19 protein-coding genes are annotated in these 21,944 nt (G+C 33.3%); 14 read left to right on the top strand and 5 right to left on the bottom strand.

The annotated features are described in order from the left end of the window. Nucleotides 1–153: 153 nt before the first annotated feature. Nucleotides 154–564, bottom strand: a complete 411-nt coding sequence (locus EG358_RS14075) for an acyl-CoA thioesterase (protein ID WP_076559666.1) — start codon at nt 562–564, stop codon at nt 154–156. Between the two features lie 134 nt (nt 565–698). Here EG358_RS14075 and dnaA point away from each other — a divergent pair, with 134 nt between their 5' ends. The 10 genes from dnaA to EG358_RS14025 all read left to right on the top strand — a co-directional run bounded on the left by dnaA (nt 699) and on the right by EG358_RS14025 (nt 12,483). Continuing rightward, nucleotides 699–2,153 (top strand): chromosomal replication initiator protein DnaA, encoded by a 1,455-nt coding sequence (gene dnaA / locus EG358_RS14070; protein WP_076559668.1) that lies wholly within the window; start codon nt 699–701, stop codon nt 2,151–2,153. 106 nt (nt 2,154–2,259) lie between these two features. After that, the gene (locus EG358_RS14065) at nt 2,260–2,730 is read left to right on the top strand and encodes a low molecular weight protein-tyrosine-phosphatase (RefSeq protein WP_076559670.1); all 471 of its coding nucleotides are present in this window, start codon (nt 2,260–2,262) and stop codon (nt 2,728–2,730) included. 23 nt (nt 2,731–2,753) lie between these two features. Beyond that, nucleotides 2,754–3,452 (top strand): SAM-dependent methyltransferase, encoded by a 699-nt coding sequence (locus EG358_RS14060; RefSeq protein WP_076559672.1) that lies wholly within the window; start codon nt 2,754–2,756, stop codon nt 3,450–3,452. A 187-nt stretch (nt 3,453–3,639) separates the two neighbouring features. Beyond that, nucleotides 3,640–4,017: a hypothetical protein gene (locus EG358_RS14055; RefSeq protein WP_076559675.1), complete on the top strand. Its 378-nt coding sequence runs from the start codon at nt 3,640–3,642 to the stop codon at nt 4,015–4,017. 139 nt (nt 4,018–4,156) lie between these two features. Further along, nucleotides 4,157–5,224 carry a DUF2891 domain-containing protein gene (locus EG358_RS14050; RefSeq protein ID WP_076559677.1) on the top strand — a complete coding sequence of 356 codons (1,068 nt, stop codon included), beginning with the start codon at nt 4,157–4,159 and terminating at the stop codon, nt 5,222–5,224. Nucleotides 5,225–5,230: 6 nt separating this feature from the next. Continuing rightward, nucleotides 5,231–6,082 (top strand): helix-turn-helix domain-containing protein, encoded by an 852-nt coding sequence (locus tag EG358_RS14045; protein ID WP_228421317.1) that lies wholly within the window; start codon nt 5,231–5,233, stop codon nt 6,080–6,082. Nucleotides 6,083–6,174: 92 nt separating this feature from the next. Continuing rightward, the gene (locus EG358_RS14040) at nt 6,175–7,485 is read left to right on the top strand and encodes a TolC family protein (protein ID WP_076559679.1); all 1,311 of its coding nucleotides are present in this window, start codon (nt 6,175–6,177) and stop codon (nt 7,483–7,485) included. A gap of 24 nt (nt 7,486–7,509) precedes the next feature. Then, nucleotides 7,510–8,613, top strand: a complete 1,104-nt coding sequence (locus EG358_RS14035) for an HlyD family secretion protein (RefSeq protein ID WP_076559681.1) — start codon at nt 7,510–7,512, stop codon at nt 8,611–8,613. 131 nt (nt 8,614–8,744) lie between these two features. Further along, nucleotides 8,745–10,337 (top strand): efflux MFS transporter permease, encoded by a 1,593-nt coding sequence (locus EG358_RS14030; RefSeq protein WP_083677014.1) that lies wholly within the window; start codon nt 8,745–8,747, stop codon nt 10,335–10,337. A gap of 262 nt (nt 10,338–10,599) precedes the next feature. After that, the gene (locus EG358_RS14025) at nt 10,600–12,483 is read left to right on the top strand and encodes a PEP/pyruvate-binding domain-containing protein (RefSeq protein WP_076559684.1); all 1,884 of its coding nucleotides are present in this window, start codon (nt 10,600–10,602) and stop codon (nt 12,481–12,483) included. Between the two features lie 1,080 nt (nt 12,484–13,563). Here EG358_RS14025 and EG358_RS14020 read toward each other — a convergent pair. The 4 genes from EG358_RS14020 to EG358_RS14005 form a co-directional block, all read right to left on the bottom strand. Beyond that, the gene (locus tag EG358_RS14020) at nt 13,564–14,121 is read right to left on the bottom strand and encodes a DUF4956 domain-containing protein (RefSeq protein WP_076559686.1); all 558 of its coding nucleotides are present in this window, start codon (nt 14,119–14,121) and stop codon (nt 13,564–13,566) included. 256 nt (nt 14,122–14,377) lie between these two features. Next, nucleotides 14,378–15,832 (bottom strand): sigma 54-interacting transcriptional regulator, encoded by a 1,455-nt coding sequence (locus EG358_RS14015; RefSeq protein ID WP_076559688.1) that lies wholly within the window; start codon nt 15,830–15,832, stop codon nt 14,378–14,380. Between the two features lie 154 nt (nt 15,833–15,986). Next, the gene (locus EG358_RS14010; protein ID WP_076559689.1) at nt 15,987–17,129 is read right to left on the bottom strand and encodes a vWA domain-containing protein; all 1,143 of its coding nucleotides are present in this window, start codon (nt 17,127–17,129) and stop codon (nt 15,987–15,989) included. Between the two features lie 257 nt (nt 17,130–17,386). Then, nucleotides 17,387–17,737: a DUF6438 domain-containing protein gene (locus EG358_RS14005; protein WP_076559692.1), complete on the bottom strand. Its 351-nt coding sequence runs from the start codon at nt 17,735–17,737 to the stop codon at nt 17,387–17,389. Nucleotides 17,738–17,835: 98 nt separating this feature from the next. Here EG358_RS14005 and EG358_RS14000 point away from each other — a divergent pair, with 98 nt between their 5' ends. The 4 genes from EG358_RS14000 (at nt 17,836) to EG358_RS13985 (ending at nt 21,900) form a co-directional block, all read left to right on the top strand. Further along, the gene (locus EG358_RS14000) at nt 17,836–18,540 is read left to right on the top strand and encodes a class I SAM-dependent methyltransferase (protein WP_076559694.1); all 705 of its coding nucleotides are present in this window, start codon (nt 17,836–17,838) and stop codon (nt 18,538–18,540) included. A 378-nt stretch (nt 18,541–18,918) separates the two neighbouring features. Then, nucleotides 18,919–19,470 (top strand): ferritin, encoded by a 552-nt coding sequence (locus EG358_RS13995; protein WP_076559696.1) that lies wholly within the window; start codon nt 18,919–18,921, stop codon nt 19,468–19,470. A 153-nt stretch (nt 19,471–19,623) separates the two neighbouring features. Next, the gene (ychF, locus tag EG358_RS13990) at nt 19,624–20,715 is read left to right on the top strand and encodes a redox-regulated ATPase YchF (RefSeq protein ID WP_076559698.1); all 1,092 of its coding nucleotides are present in this window, start codon (nt 19,624–19,626) and stop codon (nt 20,713–20,715) included. Between the two features lie 84 nt (nt 20,716–20,799). Next, nucleotides 20,800–21,900 (top strand): hypothetical protein, encoded by a 1,101-nt coding sequence (locus EG358_RS13985; RefSeq protein WP_076559701.1) that lies wholly within the window; start codon nt 20,800–20,802, stop codon nt 21,898–21,900. Nucleotides 21,901–21,944 lie beyond the last annotated feature (44 nt).

Here is a 21,944-nt window from a genome sequence, read left to right as displayed (position 1 = left end):
ACCGCATATTTAAATATAATAAAAAACCGCATATTAAACAAATTTTTCAATAAAATAGTTGTATTTTAATGCTTTTATTTGGTTATAATTCAATTATTATGTTAAATTGTTAGTTAATTGATAATTTTGATATTTTGAATTTAAATATTTTATTTAAGCATTCCAGTTTTCCTCAATTAATTTCATTAAAAAATCAGGACATTTGATTACTCTGTTGGTTTCGGCACTTAAAAAGAAAAGGGTAGTAGAGGCTTCGGTGATTTTAACGCCTTCATCATTGTAAATTTCATATTCAAATTCAATTCTCACTCCAGGAATTTTTCTCATAAAAGTGTGAATTTCTAATTTTTGATCGTATAATGCTGGTTTTAAATACTTAATTTTATAATCGGAAACCGGAAGCCAAATTCCCTGCTTCTCTATCTCATCGTAAGAGATTCCGATGCTGCGAAAAAGTTCAACGCGCCCCAATTCAAAATATGTAGCGTAATTGCCGTAGTAGACGTATTTCATGGGATCTGTTTCTGCGTAACGTACTCGTAATGAGTGTTTTGAGTGTATCATTTTTATCTCTTAATTATACATACAAATATATTTTTAAATAATCAATACACGAAATATTTTTTTTTGAAAATAAAAAATGAGACCTTTGTCTTCCTCCTAAAACGACTAACCAAAGCATTAATCAGGGCATAAAAATGGATGAAAATTTAATGATGATATGGCAGAAGTGCCTTCAGTTTATGCGAGATAATCTTAACGCAGCTGAAGATAATTCTGATCTTAAAAAACTTGAAAAATCTTTCGATTTACTATTCGACAAAGTACAGCCAATTTCATTGGTTGACAATAACCTTACGTTGATGGTTCCGAGTGATTTTTACAAAGAATATATTGAAGATAACTATCTGTCATTGCTTTCTGCTGCCCTAAAGAAAAATATTGGTAAAGGCGTTAAACTTTGGTATTCGGTAATGGAAAACAAGCCAAGCGGCTTAGAAAAACCGGTTACCATGAATATGAAGGGGAAGTCTGTTCCCACACCAAAAATTCAGGAAACAATGCCTCAGGGGTTTTCCGGTAATATTGTAAATCCTTTTGTAGTTCCGGGAATCAAAAAAGTAAACATTGATTCTAATCTTAAAGCAGATTTTTCTTTTGATAATTATGTGGAAGGTGAAAGCAACAAATTTGCTTCTACCGTTGCACGATCAATTGCTAAAAGACCGGGAGCAACTGCTTTTAACCCTTTGTTTTTGTATGGAGGTTATGGGGTTGGTAAAACGCACTTGGGTCAGGCTGTAGGTCTGGAAGTGAAAAGCCAATTTCCTGATAAAGTAGTGCTTTATTTATCATCTGAGAAATTTATCCAACAGTTTATTTCGGCTGCTAAGGCTCATAAACAAACAGAATTTGCCAATTTTTATCAAATGGTAGATGTATTGATTATTGATGATATTCAGTTCCTTTCCGGGAAATCCGCAACTCAGGATAGCTTCTTCCATATTTTTGATTATTTGCATCAAAACGGAAAGCAGATCATCCTTACTTCAGATAAAGCTCCTGTTGACATTATGGATATTCAGGACAGAATTGTTTCCCGTTTCAAATGGGGACTTTCTGCAGAAATAAAATCTCCGGATCTCGATACCCGTAGACAGATTATTGTTGATAAATTGAGCAGAGACGGTATCGTTCTTACAGATGATATGCTCGATTTCCTGGCTGCAGAAGCAAAAACCAATGTAAGAGAATTGATTGGTGTTATTAATTCTGTAATTGCTTATTCAACGATTTATAAATCAGATTTAAGCCTTGAATTATTAAAGGAAACTATTAATAAAATTGCGGCTAATCAGAAAAAGATCATCAATATTCCTTATATTCAGGATGTGGTTTGTGATTATTTCGGAATTAAAAGAGAACAGCTTTTATCTAAAACAAGAAAAAGAGAAATTGCACTTCCGAGACAATTGGCAATGTATTTTGCAAAAGAGTTTACCAACGCTACTTTCACAAAAATAGGTGAAGAAATGGGTGGCAAAGATCACTCAACGGTAATGTACGCCTGCGAAACGATCAAAGACGTTTCTAAAATTGATAAGGAAATAAAAAAATATGTAAAAGAATTGACAGAAAAAATAAAACATTAATTCTGTACAACGATATTATAGAAAGGAGAATAAGCTTATTCTCCTTTTTTTATTTAGTTTTGTTAATTAAAATTAGTTTTAAATAAAATTTTTAAATAATATTAGCATGAAAATCTTAATGGTCTGTCTTGGAAATATTTGCAGAAGTCCTTTGGCAGAAGGGATTATGCGATCAAAATTACCAGATAGCTTTTTTGTAGATTCCGCCGGAACCATTGATATGCACAAAGGAAGCAATCCCGATAAAAGATCGGTGAAAACTGCTGCCAAATACGGCATTGATATTTCAAAGCAATGTTCCCGACCCATTACCACTGAAGATTTAAATCATTTCGATAAAATTTATTGCATGGATCTGAGCAATTTTGAAAATGTAATTTCTTTAGCTCAAAATGAGGAACAGCGAAGTAAAATTTCATTATTAATGGAAGCAGCAGATCTTAATCATGCTTCAGGTGAGGTTCCCGATCCTTACTGGAGCGAGCTCGACGGTTTTGAAAAAGTATATCATCAGCTGGATGAAGCCTGCGAAAAAATTGCCCAAAAACTTCTCATTTCCAAAACTCAAAACTCATAATTTACAACTTATAACTTACCAAAATGCTTTTCCTACTTCCCGCCTATCTTTCAGAAAATACTTCAATCAGCCATTTTTCGCCTGTGATTAAAGATTATATCATGCAGACCGATTATTTTTTTGTTGAAAATGAAAAAACTGCAAGAAAGGTTGTGAAGTTTTTTGCACCTGAAAAAAAGCAGTCAGATTTGAAACTTTTTTTGTTAGATAAATACACGGAAAATGCCGATATCAAAGAAGCTCAGGATAGAATGCTGAATGGTCAGGATTTTGGTCTTCTTTCTGAAGCAGGGCTTCCATGCATCGCAGATCCCGGGAATTTAATAGTGAAATGGTGTCATGAGAAAAATATACGGGTCATTCCTATTTCAGGACCTTCATCTATTATATTGGCTTTAATTTCAAGTGGCTTTAATGGCCAAGAATTTACTTTTAATGGATATTTACCGATTGATAAAGGTGAAAAGAAGAAAAAGATCCAATTTTTGGAAAGTGAGCTTCAGAAAACAGGCTATTCTCAAATTTTCATGGAAACACCTTATAGAAACAATGTGCTTTTTGAAGATTTAACCAAATTTTTATCGCCCAACACAAAGCTTTGTATCGCAGCGAATATCAACGATCCTGACCATGAATTCATCAAAACAAAAACCATTAAAGACTGGCAAAAAGCTAAACCTGAGTTGCATAAAATTCCTGCCGTTTTTGTTTTAGGAAAGTAATTGATGTTCTATAATCTCTCGCAGATTAAGCAAATTGAGCAGATTTCTATTTATTAAAAAATCGGCGTAATCAGCAAAAATCCGTGTAATGTGTTTTTTATTTACTAAAATAATAATTTAACAGCCATTAACACATCCTTAGCATCATTCTTGTCTATTCAGATACATAACTTTTAAAAATCATATTATGTCTGAAAAAAAATTAGCTGGTTTATGGATCGATTCTCAAAAAGCAGTAGTTGTAAAAAATCATGATGCACAGAATGCATTCAAATTTTTTCTTTGCAGTCCGGTGAAAGCCGTTATCCAGCACGGTAATTCAAGTGAAAATGCAGGTAACAATGCTGAGCAAACCAATAAGATTAAATTCTTCAAAGAAGTAGAAAATCTTCTTACGAATTCTGAAGAAGTTTTGATTACCGGACCGGGGACAATTCAGGAAGAATTAAAACATTATCTTCACGATACTGCTCAATTTAAAAATTTAAAAATAACTTTAGAAACGTCTCAGCAAATGTCTGACGAACAGGTTTTAGAAACTGTAAAATCGCATTTTAATGCTTAATAAAGTTTCATCTAAATAAAAAGATCCGAATATCATTTGATATTCGGATTTTGTATGCTTTTCATTTATATAAAATGTAATTGTGATCAATTTTAAAAACTATGCTTAAAATCTAGATTTACTTTTATATTTTTATTGAATGAAAAAAAGTCTTTTAGCATTGGCATTTTTACCGGTTTTAATTTTTGCTCAGGAAAACCCCAAGTTGACGGATGAAATGGCAATAAAACTATCCGAAAAACCGCTTCATTGCATCAATCAGGAATATCCGAACAAAACAGCACACATTATTAATAATGCGAATGAAGTAGCTTTAAGCCCGAAAGAGCTACATCCAAGTTTTTACGGATGTTTTGATTGGCATAGTTCGGTTCATGGTCATTGGATGTTGGTTCGACTATTAAAAACAAAACCGAACTTATCGGTTGCTAAAGACATTGAAAAAATATTAGACAATTCATTTACAAAAGAAAATTTACAGACTGAAGCTGATTATTTTACGAAATATCAGTTAACAACGACTTTTGAAAGAACTTATGGTTGGGCATGGTTATTAAAGTTAGATGAAGAATTAATGACTTGGAATCATCCGAAAGCTAAAATCTGGCATCAGAATCTAAAGCCTTTAACAGATAAAATTCTGAGTTCTTGGAAAACTTATCTTCCGAAGCAAACGTATCCCAACAGAACGGGAGTTCATCCCAATACAGCTTTTGCAATGGTTTTTGCATTAGATTGGGCAAAAGCAACCGGTGATAAAACTTTTGAAAACGAATTGATTGAAAAAGCAAAATATTTCTATTTAAATAATACCAAAACTCCCGCATATCTCGAACCAGATGGTTCTGACTTTTTCTCGCCAAGTTTGGAAATTGCAGATTTAATGCGAAGAATTCTTCCTCAGAAAGAGTTTGTAAAATGGCTTGACCAATTTTATGAAAAGAGAAGTATCGAAAATATCGAGAAAATTCCTGTAGTAAGTGATTTGAGCGATTATCAAACCGTACATTTAGTTGGTTTATCTTTCACTAAAGCTTGGTGTATGAAGGGTATTGCGAAGTCTCTTCCGGATAATCATCCACTAAAAAAACAATTCCAAAAAACGGCAAATATCTTTTTAAACAACGGACTTCCGCTTTTATTTCAAGGAAATTATGGTGGAGATCATTGGCTGGCAAGTTTTGCGGTGTATGCTTTGGAAGATTAAATTGAAATGGATAAAATGACTGCTTTAGAAAAATTCGGAGTTGATGTTTTTACGCAACACAATATTTTCGAAAGAATATCTGTGGATAAACCTTTCCGGCCTGATAATCCGGCTTTTATCTTTATTAAAAGTGGGTCTATAAAGCTTCGTCAACATTTCAACGATCTTGAGCTTACTGCCAATACATTTATGGTGACAGATCCGCAAACGGTTTATGAGATGATTTCTGTGAGTGACGATTTTCAGTCGAGAATGGTTTCTTATAAACGTGAATTTATTTCTGCTTTGTCGTTGAAATTCAATAGGTTGATTACTTACCGGTATTTTCGACAGCAAATGAATGTAGGAGTTCCTTTTTCTCAGAATGATTTGGATCTAATTTGGAAAAGTGTCAATTTTTTAAAATATATTATAGATTCTGAAACAGAAATGACTTATAAAAAAGAGATTGTAGAGCATCTTTTTTCGGTGTTCTGTTATCAGATAGCAGGAATTATTTCTAATGAAGATAGCCGTGCAATGAATCAGATGTCGAGACAGCAAGAGATCGTTTTTGTTTTCCTAAATGATTTATCGTCTCACCATCTTAATAATAGAACAGTAGAGTTTTATGCCGAGCGACAGTCGATTACAACCAGACATCTTTCGTCGGTAGTGAAGTCAGTAACAGGTAAGTCGGCAAGTCAAATTGTTGCTTCTATTGTAATCAATGAAGCGAAGGTCTACTTAAATTCTTCTAAAATGCCTATTTCAGAGATTTCTACGATATTAGGTTTCAGTGATCAGTATTCTTTTTCTCATTTTTTCAAGAAACATTTAGAGATAAGCCCGAGTCAGTACCGACAGCAATACCAATAACTAAATCCTACATTTGAACATCTTTTTCCAAAATTCAAACATTTGTTTGATTGTATGCTTCGCCTAACTTTGCATCTGTAAAGCAAGGTAAAATGGTAAAAAACATAAAAACAGCACTATCAGTTTTGATAGGTCTTTTTCCTGCGCTGTTTTTTTCACAAGAAATAAAACAGATGACAGCGAGTGAAGTTGCCGAACTGGCAATTCAAAATCATCAGCAAATTAAAGTTTCTGCTCAGAATATCGATATTGCAAAACAGCAGACAGATATTACAAAACTTCAGAAACTTCCTACAATCACAGCTTCTACGAGCCAATTTTATTTGGGAAATGTAATCGCAATTGACAAAGATTTCTCGAATTCAACGACTATTCCGATGCCGCATTACGGAAGTTCATATGCTGTACAGGCGACTCAATTGATTTTCAAAGGAGGGTTGGTCAATAAATCTATTGAATTGGCAGGACTTCGTGAACAGCTTTCGGAATTAGATTTAGAGAATAGAAAACAGGATATAAAGTTTTTGGTGATCTCTAATTATTTAGACATTTATAAAATTTTAAATCAGGAAGTTGTCATTCAAAACAATAAAAAGCTGGGTCTGGAACGTCTGAAAAATATTCAAAAATTTTATCAGCAAGGAATGATTACCAGAAATGAAGTCATTCGTGGTGAATTGGCGATTAAAAATTTAGACCAGGGAATGCTAACTTTAGTCAACAATAGAAAAATCCTCAATTATAATCTGAATATTGCTTTAGGATTAGATTCTGAAACACAGATTATTCCCATAGAAAATTTAGGCAATAAAGAAACCGGAATCGGGATGGATTATTATCTGAATTTGGCTCACGACAACAATCCACAAATAAAATCTGCAAAAACCAACATTGCCGTTGCCGATAAAAATATCGAAATCATTAAAACGGATAAAATGCCGACACTTTCAGGTTTTGGAGGATATACTTTGCAACGACCTATTACGACAAGAAATCCTGTATTGGATATGTACTCAAGCGGATGGCAAGGTGGTGTTTCTTTGAGTTATAATATTGATAATTTATATAAAACCAAAGAAAGAGTGATGCTTGGTGAGTTACAGAAAAATCAGGCAAATGATGCGATGACATTGGTACAGCAAAATCTTGATATGGCAGTGAATGCAGCATATACAAAATATCAGGAAGCGATACAGCAGGCTGAGATTTTGAATGATGCTAAAAATTTGGCGGATGAAAACTACAAAATTACGGAAGCCAAATATCTGAATCAATTGGCTGTACAGGCGGAAATGCTTGATGCACAAAACCAAAAACTGCAGTCGGAATTAGATTTTGCCAATGCAGAAATCAATGTTCTGTATCAATATTATAATCTGCTGAAATCTACGGGAACACTTTAATCTTTAAAACTGAAAATCAAAATAATGGAAAACAAAGAACAAAATACTCAAGATACACAGCCTGCAGTTTCAAGTGCAGAAGCTAAGAAAAAACAAAATAAAAAGAATAAAATAAGAGCCATCATCTCAAATATTATTGTTTTTCTGGTGATTGGTTTTGGACTGTTTTGGCTGATTCGTCAATATTTTCATATCGGCGATAAAACCTATACAGAAGCTGCTCAGGTGGAGGAATTTATAAATCCAATCAACACACGAGTTTCAGCTTATATCAAAGAAATTAAATTCATCGAACATCAACAGGTGAAAAAAGGCGACACTTTGGTAATCCTGGATGAGAGAGAAATTATGACGCAGCTTGGTCAGGCGGAAGCAGCTTATCAAAATGCTTTAGCACAAAAATCGGCGACAAGTTCATCGGTAAATACAGTTTCTAATAACGTAAGTGTTATGGAATCTAATATTGCCGGAGCAAAAGCCAGACTTTGGAATGCCGAACAGAATTTAAACCGATACAAAAACCTTTTAGCTTCGGAAGCGGTCACAAAACAGCAATTTGACCAGATGAAAACAGAATATGATGCCCAAAAAGCAGCATACGAAACATTAGTAAATCAAAAGCAGTCAGCCAATCTTTCTACAACTGAAGTGAAAAGTAAATTAGGAATCAACGATGCAGAAATCAAAAGAACAAAATCTGCATTGGAAATGGCAAAAATCAATCTTTCTTATACCGTAATTACTGCGCCTTACGATGGCGTGATGGGAAGAAGAGTGATTTCTGAAGGTCAGCTGATTCAGCCGGGACAACAGGTGGGAACGATTGTTTTAAATAATCACAAATGGGTAACTGCCAACTTTTTGGAAAGCCAGATGCCGAACATCAAAATCGGACAAAAAATGATGATGACCGCAGATGCTTTGGGTGGAAAACAATTTGAAGGAACGGTAACTGCAATTTCTGCAGCAACGGGTTCGAGATATTCTAGTGTTCCAACAGACAATTCTACGGGTAACTTCATTAAAGTGCAACAGAGAATTCCTGTAAGAATAGAATTTACATCATCAAACAAAAAAGAAGATGTTGCCAAGCTGAGCGCAGGGATGAATATGAATGTTTCTTTATAAAGAGACGAATAGATTATAGACAGATAGATAAAAGACTTTTGTGATTCTTTGTCATAAACCAAAATTCTCATCTATCTAAATCTTATGACTGTCTATTCTCTATTAGTCTATCATCTATTAGTCTAAAAATTATGTATAACAAAGGTCTTTTCAGCGATTGGGTTCCAAAACCTGTTCAGCTGTTAATTATAGTTTTACTGCTTATTGTCGTAATGCCTTTAGGAGGCGTTTATGCAGGGAATTTGAGCTTTATGGTAAGTGGAACCGGTCAGCTTACCGAATATTTTATGTGGGCAAATTATGCCACAACAATTGGGATGGGTGCTTGTATGCCGGTCGTTCTCAGATTTAAAATGCGATATAAAGTACGTGATAAAGTAGTGCTTTTATTGGTGCTTTTAGGACTGCTAAGTTACATTAACGGAACTACGATGGAGCCTGTAATTATCATTGCAAGTGCTTTGGTTATTGGGTTTTTTAAAATGATGATCACGATCGAGCTTTTTCTTCCGTTGATGGCAATGATGGGTGGAAGAGGGGTTTTCTATGGTGTATTTTATACATTTGTTTTGAGTTTGACTCAGATTTCAGGTTATTATGCGGTAGAAGTTTCGATGCTTTACAATTGGCAGCAGTTTTTCGTTTTCGCAGCGGTTTTATGTTTTGTAATGGCTTTGATTTGCTGGATTTTTATGCACAATAAATATTTTGCTTTAAAAGTTCCGTTGCATTATATCGACTGGTTGAGTATTCTGTTATTTGTTTCTACTTTTATGTTTTCGGCTTACGTTTTTTCATTTGGAAAACAGCAAGATTGGCTGAATTCTACAAGGATTATCAATGCAAGTATTGCGGCATTTGTCAGCTTTGCTTTGTTGGCAATTCGCCAGATGACTTTGAAAAGACCTTATTTATCTTTTAAAATCTTCAAGCGAAGCAATGTTCAAAACGGATTGTTTATGCTGTTTTGTTTGGGAATGTTTTTAGGAACTGCTTCCATTCAAAATATCTTTTCAGTCGGTGTTTTAGGATATGACCAATTGACCAATGCTAAACTGAATCTGATGATGATTCCCGGATTAATTCTTGCCGGAATTGTCGCTGTTTATTGGTTTAAAAAAGAGAGACCTCTCAAAATGTTCATCTTTTCAGGATTTTCTGCGATGATCGGGTATGCTATTATTATGTATTTTTCGATGGTGCTAGAATTCAACTATGAAAACTGGTATTTGCCGATGTTTCTGAAAGGTTTTGGGATGGGCTCGCTATTTATTTCCGTTTGGTATTATACTTTAGACAAGCTGGAACTCGATGATATGTTGGCGGCCATCGGATTGGTTTTGGTTTGGCGTACTTTCCTTGCGGTAGGATTTTTCTCAGCATTATTTTCATGGTTTCAATATCAGTTTCAGATTGAGAGTTTAGGCAATTTAGCAGTCTATTTAGATGGAATGACACTCACTCCGCAAGATCTTTCAGCCAACTTAAAAAATATTCAGCTAAACGCAATTCTTTCTGCCAACAAGAGAATTTTCGGTTACATCATCGTTGCAGGTTTTGGAGTATTGCTGTTTGTTTTAACCCATCATTTTGGGGAAGAAAAATTCAAATATCCAAGATTTATAAGACTCATCAATGGTAAATCGGTCATTGCCAGAAGAAGATTGCAGGAACGCAAAAAGTTATTAGAAGAAATAAAAGATGCGGCAGGACCTGTCGTTTAAAGATACCTTGTTTTCACTTGTAAAGTCTCGTTTTAATTTCAAAGCGGGACTTTACTTTTAAAATACAGTCATCAAAAGTAAATATTAATCATTACTTATTAATCATTACCAATTACTTATATTTTCCGTAGCTTTTTCCCGCTATCCACTATATCTTTTGTTCCGCTTTGCTTCACAAAAGGATGCCGTTTCTATCGGGGCTAATTACTATTTGTCACATTCAGGATAATGTCTACATTTGTGAGGTAATCTTCACAAACACATGAAAAATATTTTAGTATTCTTATTCCTCACTTTGTCATTTTTATCATATTCGCAGGATAATTATGTGCATTCTATTACCAAGAAACAGCAGTTTCTAAATCTTGCAGGAAAACCGCTTACCGATAAGTTTACGAATATGAAATCTGTAAAAGTGGTCTACGATTACGGTGCAAAAAAAATGTATTTCTTTAACAGTACGAGATATACCTATCATTACGATTTCTGTGTACAGGTTTTGGGGTATAGTCAGGAAATTGGTGAGTTTAATAAAGAATCTTATAACCCGACCAATAAGAGAACGTATCTTCTTGCCAATATTAATTATCTGGAAGATTCTGATGATTGGGTGATGGAACTGGCTGCGTCAGACGAGATGAATGCAAGTTTGATCAATTTCTTTTTTAATGAAGTCAATAAAAATGTGTTTTTCAAAGATAAGTTGAAGTTTTATCTGAATTCTCCGCATGTAATCGGCCTAAATTCAAAAAAAGCATTAAAGATTCCAACCGTTTTCTCAGATTTTATTTTTAAAAGAATTACAGAACAGTCGATTGAAAATACTTCCAGTATCGGGATTCTTAAAAAATATGATTTACGGAAGAAGGAAGATTTTAATCCTAAAGCTGATGAAATTATCATCATTAATACAACTCCTGAGTTTATTCCAACCGTTCGCGGAATTATTATTACAGAACTTCAGACTCCTTTAAGTCATTTGGTTTTGCTGGCAAAAAATAGAAATATTCCGGTGTATGTTGATACAAAAGTTTGGGAGAAGCAATCAATTAATAATCTCTTAGGTAAGAAAGTAGAATTGATTACAAAAGAAAATTCATATTCATTAAAAGCTTCACAAAAACCAATTCCAAGTAAGAAAGCGGTGAAAGAAATTATTCTGAAAAGAGACCTTTCGGTAACCGATTTAGTCGATCTGGAAACCGTCACTCCTTTAAATATCGTTAATTCTATTGGATCAAAGGCTACAAACCTTGGACTTTTAAAGCAGATTCAAAAAGAATTGAAGTCCTATAAAACTCCTGAATATGCTTTTGCAATCCCGTTCTATTATTTTGACCAGCATATTAAGGATAATCATTTTCAGGATAAAATCAATGCATTGTATGCAATTCCGAAAGATTCTGTGAAACTTTTAGAAAAGGAATTAAAAGCATTTAGAAAAACGGTGAAAAATTCTAAAGTGAATACTGAACTTTTGAAGAAAATAGAAGAAAAGCTCAACGCTCAAAATGATTTTAAAAACTTTAGATTCCGTTCTTCAACCAATGCTGAAGATATGGAAGGATTCAACGGGGCTGGATTATACGATTCTAAAACCGCAATCATCGGAGACACTGAAAAAACTGTAGAAAAAGCTATTTTGGAAGTCTGGTCAAGTTTCTGGAATTTCCGTGCTTTTCAGGAGCGTGATTTGTTTGGAATCAATCATGAAAGCTGTGCAATGGGCGTGTTGGTACACCGTTCTTTCCCTGACGAAAAAGCAAACGGTGTTTTGGTTACAAGAAATCTTTACCGTGACCGATATGCAGGAATTACCGTGAATGTTCAATTAGGTGAAGAATCTGTCGTAAAACCTGAACCCGGCGTAACCTGTGATGAATTTTACTGTCACAATTTCAGCGGATTTGGTTCCTTTGTCGTTGATTATCGTTCTACATCAAGCCTAAATAGCGGAAAACCCATTCTTACAGAAACTGAAATTAAAAAACTGTTTGATATTTCTCCTGTTTTAGAAAGAAAACTTTATCTTCTTTGGCAGAAACGAAAAATGGCCAAGAGAAGTTATCCTTTAGATATAGAATTCAAATATTTGGGTGATGAAAAGCAATTGTACATTAAGCAGGCAAGAGCTTATATGGATTGAGTTTTCTCTCGCAGATTGAGCTAATTTCGCAGATCATTAAATTAAAAATCTGCTCAATCTGAATAGTCTTTTATAATAAAATAACGCATATTCTTCAAGCTTAAGCAACTTGTTTGCTACTCTTTGCCCCTTAAAATAAGAAATTGTTTTATTAAACTTTGCGTGGCAAAAAAACTCATTTTATTCAAAAAGTTAAACCATTAAAATTATTAAACTTTAAAAAATAAATGTTTTATAATAAACACAAAGATGATGTTTCTTTATAATAACTTAAGGAGCAAAGATGAATCAATAAAATTGATTTTATAAAGTTATGTATATTCTTTACGCTTTTCGCTATTAATCTTTAATCTGTTTAATTATAATCTTTAATAATACAATGACGCATATTCTTCAAGCTTAAGCAACTTGTTTGCTACTCTTTGCCCCTTAAAATAAGAAATTGTTTCATTAAACTTTGCGTGGCAAAAAATCATTTCATTTAAAAAGCTAAACTATTAAAATTGATTAGACTTAAAAGAATAAATCTTTTATAATTGTTCATAAATTTTGATTATATGAATTAATTTTTTGATTAAATGTTTTATAATAAAAGCAAAGATGATGTTTCTTTTACAATAACTTAAGGAGCAAAGATGAATCAATAAAATTGATTTTATAAAGCTTATGTACATTCTTTATTCTTTACGCTTAAGCGACTTGTTCACTATTAATCTTTAAATCTGTTTAATTATAATCTTTAATAATACAATGACGCATATTCTTCAAGCTTAAGCAACTTGTTTGCTACTCTTTGCCCCTTAAAATAAGAAATTATTTTATTAAACTTTGCGTGGCAAAAAAATCATTTTATTTAAAAAGCTAAACTATTAAAATTGATTAGACTTAAAAAAATAAATGTTTCATAATAAACGCAAAGATGATGTTTTTTTATGATAACTTAAGGAGCAAGATGAATCAATAATTTCATTTTATAAAGCTTATGTACATTCTTTATTCTTTACGCTTAAGCGACTTGTTCACTATTCTTTGCTTCTTAAATATGCTCCAGTTTTATTAAAACTTTGCGTTATAAATGCATTAATGCGAAACCTTTAAAATCACAATATTATCATTCAGATTAATACTCTTAATATTATAGCTGAAATTTTTCAGTTTGGTTTTTTCGGTTAAAACTCTTTTACGTTCTGCTTCTTCAAGCTGAAGGAAATCTAATGAAGAAATAACTTCAATATAATTTTTTTCAGAAACGATAGGTGACTTTTTTTCGAAATAATTTAAGATTAAATAAATCACAACAATCGAAATATTAATTCCTAAAAGAATTTCAAGGTTTTTAATGGGTAAAAGCCCGTCTAACAGTGAAAGTGTGATGGAAACAAAAAGAAAAACAATAGTCTGAATGGTAAAAGTTTCCGTTCTGAAACGGAGGATTGAAAAGATGGCAAAAAGACCAAAACCCACTCCGAGACTATATTCCGCTTTGGTAAAAACCAGACACATGAAAAATGTGCAGACACTAATCAATCCTAGCAAAGGATGCAACCTGATGTTACGGTTTCTGTTTGAAAAATAATAAAGAGTGAAAATCGATATGCAAAGTATCGCTAAACGTTCAAAAAGTTCCTGTAACTCCAAAATTGTGCTTTTAGTTTTGACAAATATACAATTTAGAATGAATGATTTTTAGAAAAAATGAAATTCGTCAATTCGAGTGTTTTTCCGAAACAAAGAGAAGGGGAAATATGTCGAGAACTTTTTATGTACATGCCTGTTCTCGATACGAAATTCTTTCAGAATTTTTACTCGAACTGACATGTACATAAAAACAAAAAAGGAAGCACAAATCTCAAAGATTTATGCTTCCTCTATATCATAATCATTGTTTCAAAAATTAATTTCTGAACAATTGTCTTACATCTGCAGAGTCGAAAGTATATGTTGCTGAGTTTTCAGACTTATCTAATTTTTTACTGATTGTCAAAGCCCATAAAACCAGTTCTTTGCAGAAGTTTTTGTCTTCTTCATTGAGTTCAGTGGCATTTTTTTCAACAACGGTTGTTAAAGGTGTAATGCTGTTGAGTTTCTTATAGAATTCTTCATCTGTATCCGTATAATTAAGTTCCAGCTGATTTTTATTGAACCATTTGATTAAATCGGTGTATGGCGTTTTGATGCCCTCTTTTTCTAATTTTGAAATGCGTGGGAAAATACTTTCAAACTGTACCATCACGGCTTTATCAATCAAAATTTTGGCAACATAATCAGCACCTTCCTGTTCGCCTTCGTAAACCAATTCAATCTTTCCAGTAATTGAAGGAATAATCGACATGAAATCAAGCAGACGAACAGTAGTTTTTTGAGCTTCAGATTCTATTAAACGTAATTTTGATGCAGCAACAAGGTTTTCCATCGCACTGATCGTCAATCTTGCACTTACGCCACTTTTCGCATCCACATATTCGCTGTCACGGGCTGCAAAAGCAACTTCCTCCAAAAGATTTTTCGCCAAATCCGGAATTTGAATCTGTTCTTTATCTTCCGCAGAAACTTGAGCTTCCTGTTCAGTGATTTGTTTTGCTAAGGCAATGGTTTTTGGATAATGCGTAAAAATCTGTGACCCGATTCTGTCTTTCAAAGGCGTTACAATGCTTCCACGATTGGTATAATCTTCAGGATTTGCCGTAAATACAAACTGAATATCAAGCGGCATTCTCAATTGAAATCCACGAATCTGAATATCGCCTTCCTGCAAAATATTAAATAAAGAAACCTGAATTCTAGCTTGTAGATCGGGCAATTCATTTAAAACAAAAATGGAACGGTTCGCTCTTGGAATCATTCCGTAATGCAGAACACGTTCGTCAGAATAAGGAAGTTTTAAAGTTGCTGCTTTAATAGGATCGATGTCACCAATTAAATCGGCAACATTCACGTCGGGAGTTGCCAGTTTTTCAAAGAAACGATTTGAACGGTGAACCCAAGAAATCGGTGTTTCGTCACCCAACTCAACAATTAAATCTCGTGCATATTTTGAGATTGGCTGAAACGGACTGTCATTGATTTCAGAACCTTTTACAATCGGCATGTATTCATCCAAAAGATTCACCATGCTTCTTGCAATTCTGGTTTTTGCCTGTCCGCGTAAACCTAATAAATTGATGTGATGGCCTGCTAAAATCGCCTTTTTTAATTGTGGAACTACAGAATCTTCATATCCCCAAAGTCCTTCAAAAACGGGTTCTTTTGCTTTAATTTTCGCAATCAAATTTGCCTGAATTTCCTGACTGATGGTTTTATTTGTATATCCTGATTTTTTTAATTCTTTAAATGTAATATCGTTTTTCATTTGTTTTAATGATGTTGTTTGTTAATGGTTGGGTGCTAGAAATGGGAAGCTGGAAGGTCAACTGTCGGCTTCGAAATTAGTTTCCGAAATCGCATAAACTTCTCTTTTCCGATTTCCAGTCTCTTTTACCTTTTTACTTTTTCCCTGGCTCTTCTCAAATCCTCTTAATCCTATTCTTTTCGTAATCCTCAAAGATCATTTGCCCTAATCCTGAAAGACCTGTGAGAAAAGCTTTCCCTTTATTTTGCGCTGTAAAAGCATTCACAAATTGTCGTAGATAAGGATCTTGGGCAATCATAAAAGTGGTAATAGGGATTTTTAGTTTTCTGGCTTGTGCAGCTTTATTGAGACATTCAGAAACAATTTTTTCGTCTAAACCAACACTGTTCATATAATATTCTCCGGTAGGAAGTTTTAAGCAGCTTGGTTTTCCATCGGTGATCATGAAAATCTGCTTGTTGGTATTTCTTTTTCTACGAAGAATATCCATTGCCAATTCTAATCCTGCAACGGTATTGGTATGATAGGGACCAACTTGTAAATAAGGAAGGTCTTTGATTTTAATAGGCCACGCTTCGTTTCCGAAAACAATAATATCGATGGAATCTTTTGGATATTTTCGCTTAATCAGTTCAACCAAAGCCATTGCAACTTTTTTCGCAGGTGTAATACGATCTTCACCGTACAAAATCATCGAATGACTGATGTCGATCATCAAAACCGTGCTCATTTGGGCTTTGTGTTTGGTTTCTTCTACAATGAGGTCGTCTTCGGTCATTCGAAGGTCAGAAATTCCATTATTGATTTGGGCGTTTTTCAGACTTTCCGTCATGTTTATTGAGGATAAGTCGTCGCCGTACTGGAAATTTCGGTTTTCACCATCCCGTTCATCGCCAACTCCTGATTTGTTGGTTTTGTGATTTCCGATGCCGCTTTTTTTAAGCTTTCCGAAAATCTGGTCTAAAGCATATTCCCGTAAAGCGGCTTCCAGTTTGGCTGTAAGAATGTTTTTTCCTTTTCCTTTTCCGGAATTGCCATCTTCAGAATCGTCTTCTTTTTTGATGTAACCTCGCTTTCTTAAATCTTCTTCAAAATCCTCAAGCGTATATTCGTCGGTGAAAATATCATATTCTTTATCGAGCATATCGAGCCACTCAAAAGCTTCCTCAATATCGCCAGAAGTGTGGGTTAGCAAGTCTTTGAACACATCAAAAACCCGGTCAAAATGCGAAATATCTTCCGGAATATGTTTGCTGAATGTAAAACCCTGTTGAAAATTAAATTGTTTATCTGTCATGAGATGAATCTCGTTTTTAGAAAAGACAAGTTAGGGAAATATTGCAAGAAGAATGAGAGTTGGAAAATAGAATTTTTTTATGATGCTGATTTGAAAATACATTTAGTAACAGTCAAATTTGTAGTCTGTCTTAAACTTTTCACCTTTTGCAGTTGTTCCTTTACATATTTTATTCAAAAAATTTAGAACATGAATTCGAAAATTATCTGTAGGATAATTGGTCTGATAACAGGTTTTATCACCGCCTCTTTGTATAATTAATGTGATTGTGGAGTGTCTGTAATAAAACCGTCGTTGTAATATTTATAATTAGGTTCAGATATTTTCTGTATTTTTTTATTCAAATTCTGAAAAGTAGCATCATCTAATTTTCCTTTAAAATATCCCATTTTTGATGAATCTAATTCATAACCGTAAATTGAAAAATCATCTTTAAATACTTCTTCAGCAAACAATTGAAAAGTTTTATCACTGTTTATTTGAAGATAATAAGTAGGACAAGTTCCGAAGCAGCTTGTAGTTTTGTATATAATTTTGTCAAATTTTGGATTTTCCTGAGTGCATCCTACGAAGGAAAATAGAATAATAATTAATAAGGTATTTTTCATCAAATAGAGTTTTTACAATAATAAAATTAAAAATTAATCTTTTAATCATTTTTTATTCTATTCTTCTAAATCTTATCTTTGCACCATTAAAATTCAGCATGAAAGACTTAATGGGACGCGCAATCTGGGATTATTTTAAAAACGAAAATCCTGAAGATTTGCAGACTGAAACTTCAATTTCCGAACTCGATGAGCTTCCGGTAAAATATCTTTTCAGAGATTTTGAAGAGATGAATAAAATTGAAAAGAAAGCTTTAAAATTATCTCACGGAAAAGTTTTGGACATTGGAGCAGGAGCGGGTTCGCATTCGTTATATCTTCAGAATGAAAGAAATTTAGATATAACCGCTTTAGATATTTCGCCAAAGGCGATTCAGGTTTGTCAGTTGAGAGGAATTCAGAAAGCGGTTGCTCAGAATATGCTTGAATTTTCAGGAGAAACTTACGATACAATTCTTTTGTTAATGAACGGAACCGGAATTTTTCAAAGCCTGAAAGTAATTGATATTTACCTTAAAAAACTTCATTCTTTGTTAAATAAAAACGGACAGATTCTGATTGACAGTACCGATATTCTTTACATGTTTGATCAAGATGAAGATGGAGGAGTTTTGATTCCTGCAAACGGATATTATGGGGAATTAGATTATATTGTTCATTATAAAGGTGAATCTGAAGATCCAATTAAATGGCTGTATCTCGATTTTAATACCTTAAAAAATGCTGCTGAAAATAATGGTTTTACTATTGAAAAAGTTTTGCAGGATGAGGATTCTTATTTGGCAAGACTGATTAAAAAATAGGGCTAGATCAAAAGTCACAAATATATTTTTAAAAAAAGGTAGCGCTCCTACACAGTTCACCATCATCATTTCAATAATTTGCTACAAAGGTTACGCTTCTTCGGAGCGATCATTCTTTAAACAAATTCTTATACTATTTAAAAGGAAAATTTTCAATCTGGTCATCATTGAATATTCAAAAATAATGAATGTTCTTGTGATCAGATTTAAAGCTACTTCTTATTATTCATCATTTTATTTTAGACTAACTATAAATTGCATTGTTAAGTATTTGTTTTATAGTTAATTGTATTATGATGTTTTTAAAAAGGTATAAAAAATACATTTCACGGAATCATTTTTGTATCCATATTGATAATCACATTTAAATATACAATTATGAATACCAACAGACTTTCACCTGCGCTGGAAAAAGCATTGAGTGATCAGATGAATAAAGAAATTCACGCTTCACACACATTTTTATCTTACGGAATTTGGGCAGATGATAAAGGATATCAGGGAATTGCCAACTTTCTGTACCGTCATGCACAGGAAGAAAGAAATCATTCCATAAAATTTATGGAATATGTTTTAAACAGAGGCGGGAAGCCAAAAGTAGAAGCCATCCCGGAACCTCCTGTTGATCCCGAATCTTTAACTACTTGTTTCGATGGAGTTTTTAAGCACGAAGTGGATAATACTACGGCGATTTACAGATTGGTCGATTTAGCGTTAGAAGAAAAAGATTGGGCAACGTGGAATTTTATGCAGTGGTTTGTACAGGAACAAATTGAGGAAGAAACATTAGCTGCGAATCTGATTGATAAATTAAAAATTGCAGGCGGTGACAGAGCAAGCAATGAATCACTTTTTACATTGGATCGTGCATTGGAAGCGGCTCCAAATGATGTTCCCCTTGCTCAGGAAGCGACAGGAGATAATCCGTAAAAGTAAACGCACAAAAATAATTCATAGAATCTGTCACAATAGTGGCAGATTTTTTTTATTATGAAATCCACCGTAAAATCACTATCTTTGCCCGCTGAAAGTGAAAGGTAAAATCACCTTACACTTTAAACCTTAAACTTTGAATCTAACGTTATGAAATGTGGAATCGTAGGCTTACCGAATGTAGGTAAATCAACTCTTTTTAACTGCTTAAGCAATGCTAAAGCGCAGTCTGCCAATTATCCTTTCTGTACTATCGAGCCTAATTTAGGAACGGTTTCTGTACCGGATCAGAGATTATTTGAGCTTGAAAAATTGGTAAATCCTGAAAGAGTTTTGCCTGCTGTTGTAGAGATTGTAGATATTGCTGGTCTTGTAAAAGGAGCAAGTAAAGGAGAAGGTTTAGGAAACCAATTCTTGGCAAACATTCGTGAGTGTGAGGCGATTATTCATGTTTTGAGATGTTTTGAAAACGGAAATATTATCCACGTTGAAGGTTCAGTAGATCCTTTGAGAGATAAAGATATTATCGATATCGAGCTTCAGTTGAAAGATTTGGAAACAGTTGGAAAAGCTGTTGAAAAAGCGAAAAAATTCATCAAATCTGGTAAGAAAGAAGATTTATTAACATACGAAACACTTCAAAATCTTCAGAAACACCTTGAAGACGGTAGAAATGCAAGAGAATTTGCAATGGATGATTTTGCAAAATCAATCATTGGTGAAGTTCAGCTTTTGACGAATAAACCGGTTCTTTACGTTTGTAATGTGGATGAAAATTCAATTAAAAACGGAAACGAATGGATTGCAAAAATTGAAGAAATGGCGAAAGGTGAAGGTGCTGAAGTTGTTGTTTTGGCAGCTCAGATCGAAGCTGATATTAATGAGCTTGAAACTTTTGAAGAAAGAGAAATTTTCTTAGAAGAATTAGGTCTTACAGAACCTGGAGTAAACCGTTTGATAAGAAAAGCTTATGACTTATTAAAGCTTCAAACCTATTTTACAGCAGGTGTAAAAGAAGTAAGAGCCTGGACAATCGGACAAGGTTGGACAGCTCCTCAAGCTGCAGGAGTAATCCATACAGATTTCGAAAAAGGTTTCATCCGTGCAGAAGTAATCAGATACAATGATTATGTAACGTATGGTTCTGAAGCAAAAGTAAAAGAAGCTGGAAAGCTTTCTGTAGAAGGTAAAGAATACATCGTTCAGGACGGTGATGTGATGCACTTCAGATTTAATGTTTAAAAATATTAAAAGTTAGTTATATAGTATTTTAAAGACGCTTCCATGAATTTGGGAGCGTTTTTTATATATTAGTAAAAACATTTTATGAGATATTTATTTTTCTTGTTTCTGATTGTTTCGTGTTCAAAGAGTTTGGAAGAAAGGTGTTTTACAACTTCTGATGATATCTGGACTAAGTATTTTAAAAATAGTGAGGATTTAATCAATGATAATTATTATGCACACGCACAAAAATATAATGTAAAAAAGATTATTACTGAAAAGCCGAATTATCTACAGATTGTTAATCTCAAAAAATTTAGAAGCTTTAAAAAAGACAGTCTAGAATCGAAGTCGGAAGAGATTATGGAAAAGAAATGGAAAGAATATGATTCGGAATTTAAAGCATTTAATAATAAATTTTCAGAACAATTTACTTTTTCTAATCAGCAAAAAATCGGAAATGTAATGTATGCTTTTGGTAGAAACCAGCTCGGATTTTGGCTTTGTAAAATAGAAAATGAAAAACCTTCTGCTTATTTTTTAGGATTAAGCTTTAGTCATTATTATATTAATGAAGTTCAGGAAAAGCCGATTGTTAATAATGGTTTTTTAGAGCTTGAAGGAAGTTTTGTTAAAATCGTAAAAGTTCCAGGTTTGCCAGGTTATGATGATTATTCAGCAATTGAAGATGGAAAACTATTCAAAATAAAATTAGAAGATTTAGTAAAAGATTCTGACCACGACGGTTATAACGATATTTTTGAAAAAAGCTTTGGGTTAAATCCCAATAATAAAGATACCGATGGAGATGGAATGGATGATTTTAATGATTTGAATCCAATGTTTAAATCTGAAAAGAATAAGTTTACCCAGCTTTATGAAACGTTGTTACCTGATTACGGATCTGAAAATCTTAGTAATAAAAACTACTATTTTGAAATTTTCATTAGTGATTGTGATTATTTTCATCAAATAAGCCCTAAATATCATGTTTTGTTTAGTCCTGAAGATTCAAAATCAAAAACTGATTATTTAAAAGTTACGGATGTCTCATCACACGGAATCGGAAAAATTAAAAGAAATAAAAATAATCCTAATATTTTTTATATAAAAGAATGGGGAAACAGTAGCTCTACGGATTATTCTGCAGAATATAAAAATGGAAAATGGATTTTAGAAATTGCTGGAGGATATGTAATTTAACTCATATTTCATAAATTCCTATATTTGAATTATACAAATTCCAC

The organism is Chryseobacterium indoltheticum (genome assembly GCF_003815915.1).
GTDB classification, from domain to species: Bacteria; Bacteroidota; Bacteroidia; order Flavobacteriales; family Weeksellaceae; genus Chryseobacterium; species Chryseobacterium indoltheticum.
Note: the sequence above shows the minus strand (reverse complement) of the source record. Positions and strands in the feature narration are given on the sequence as shown.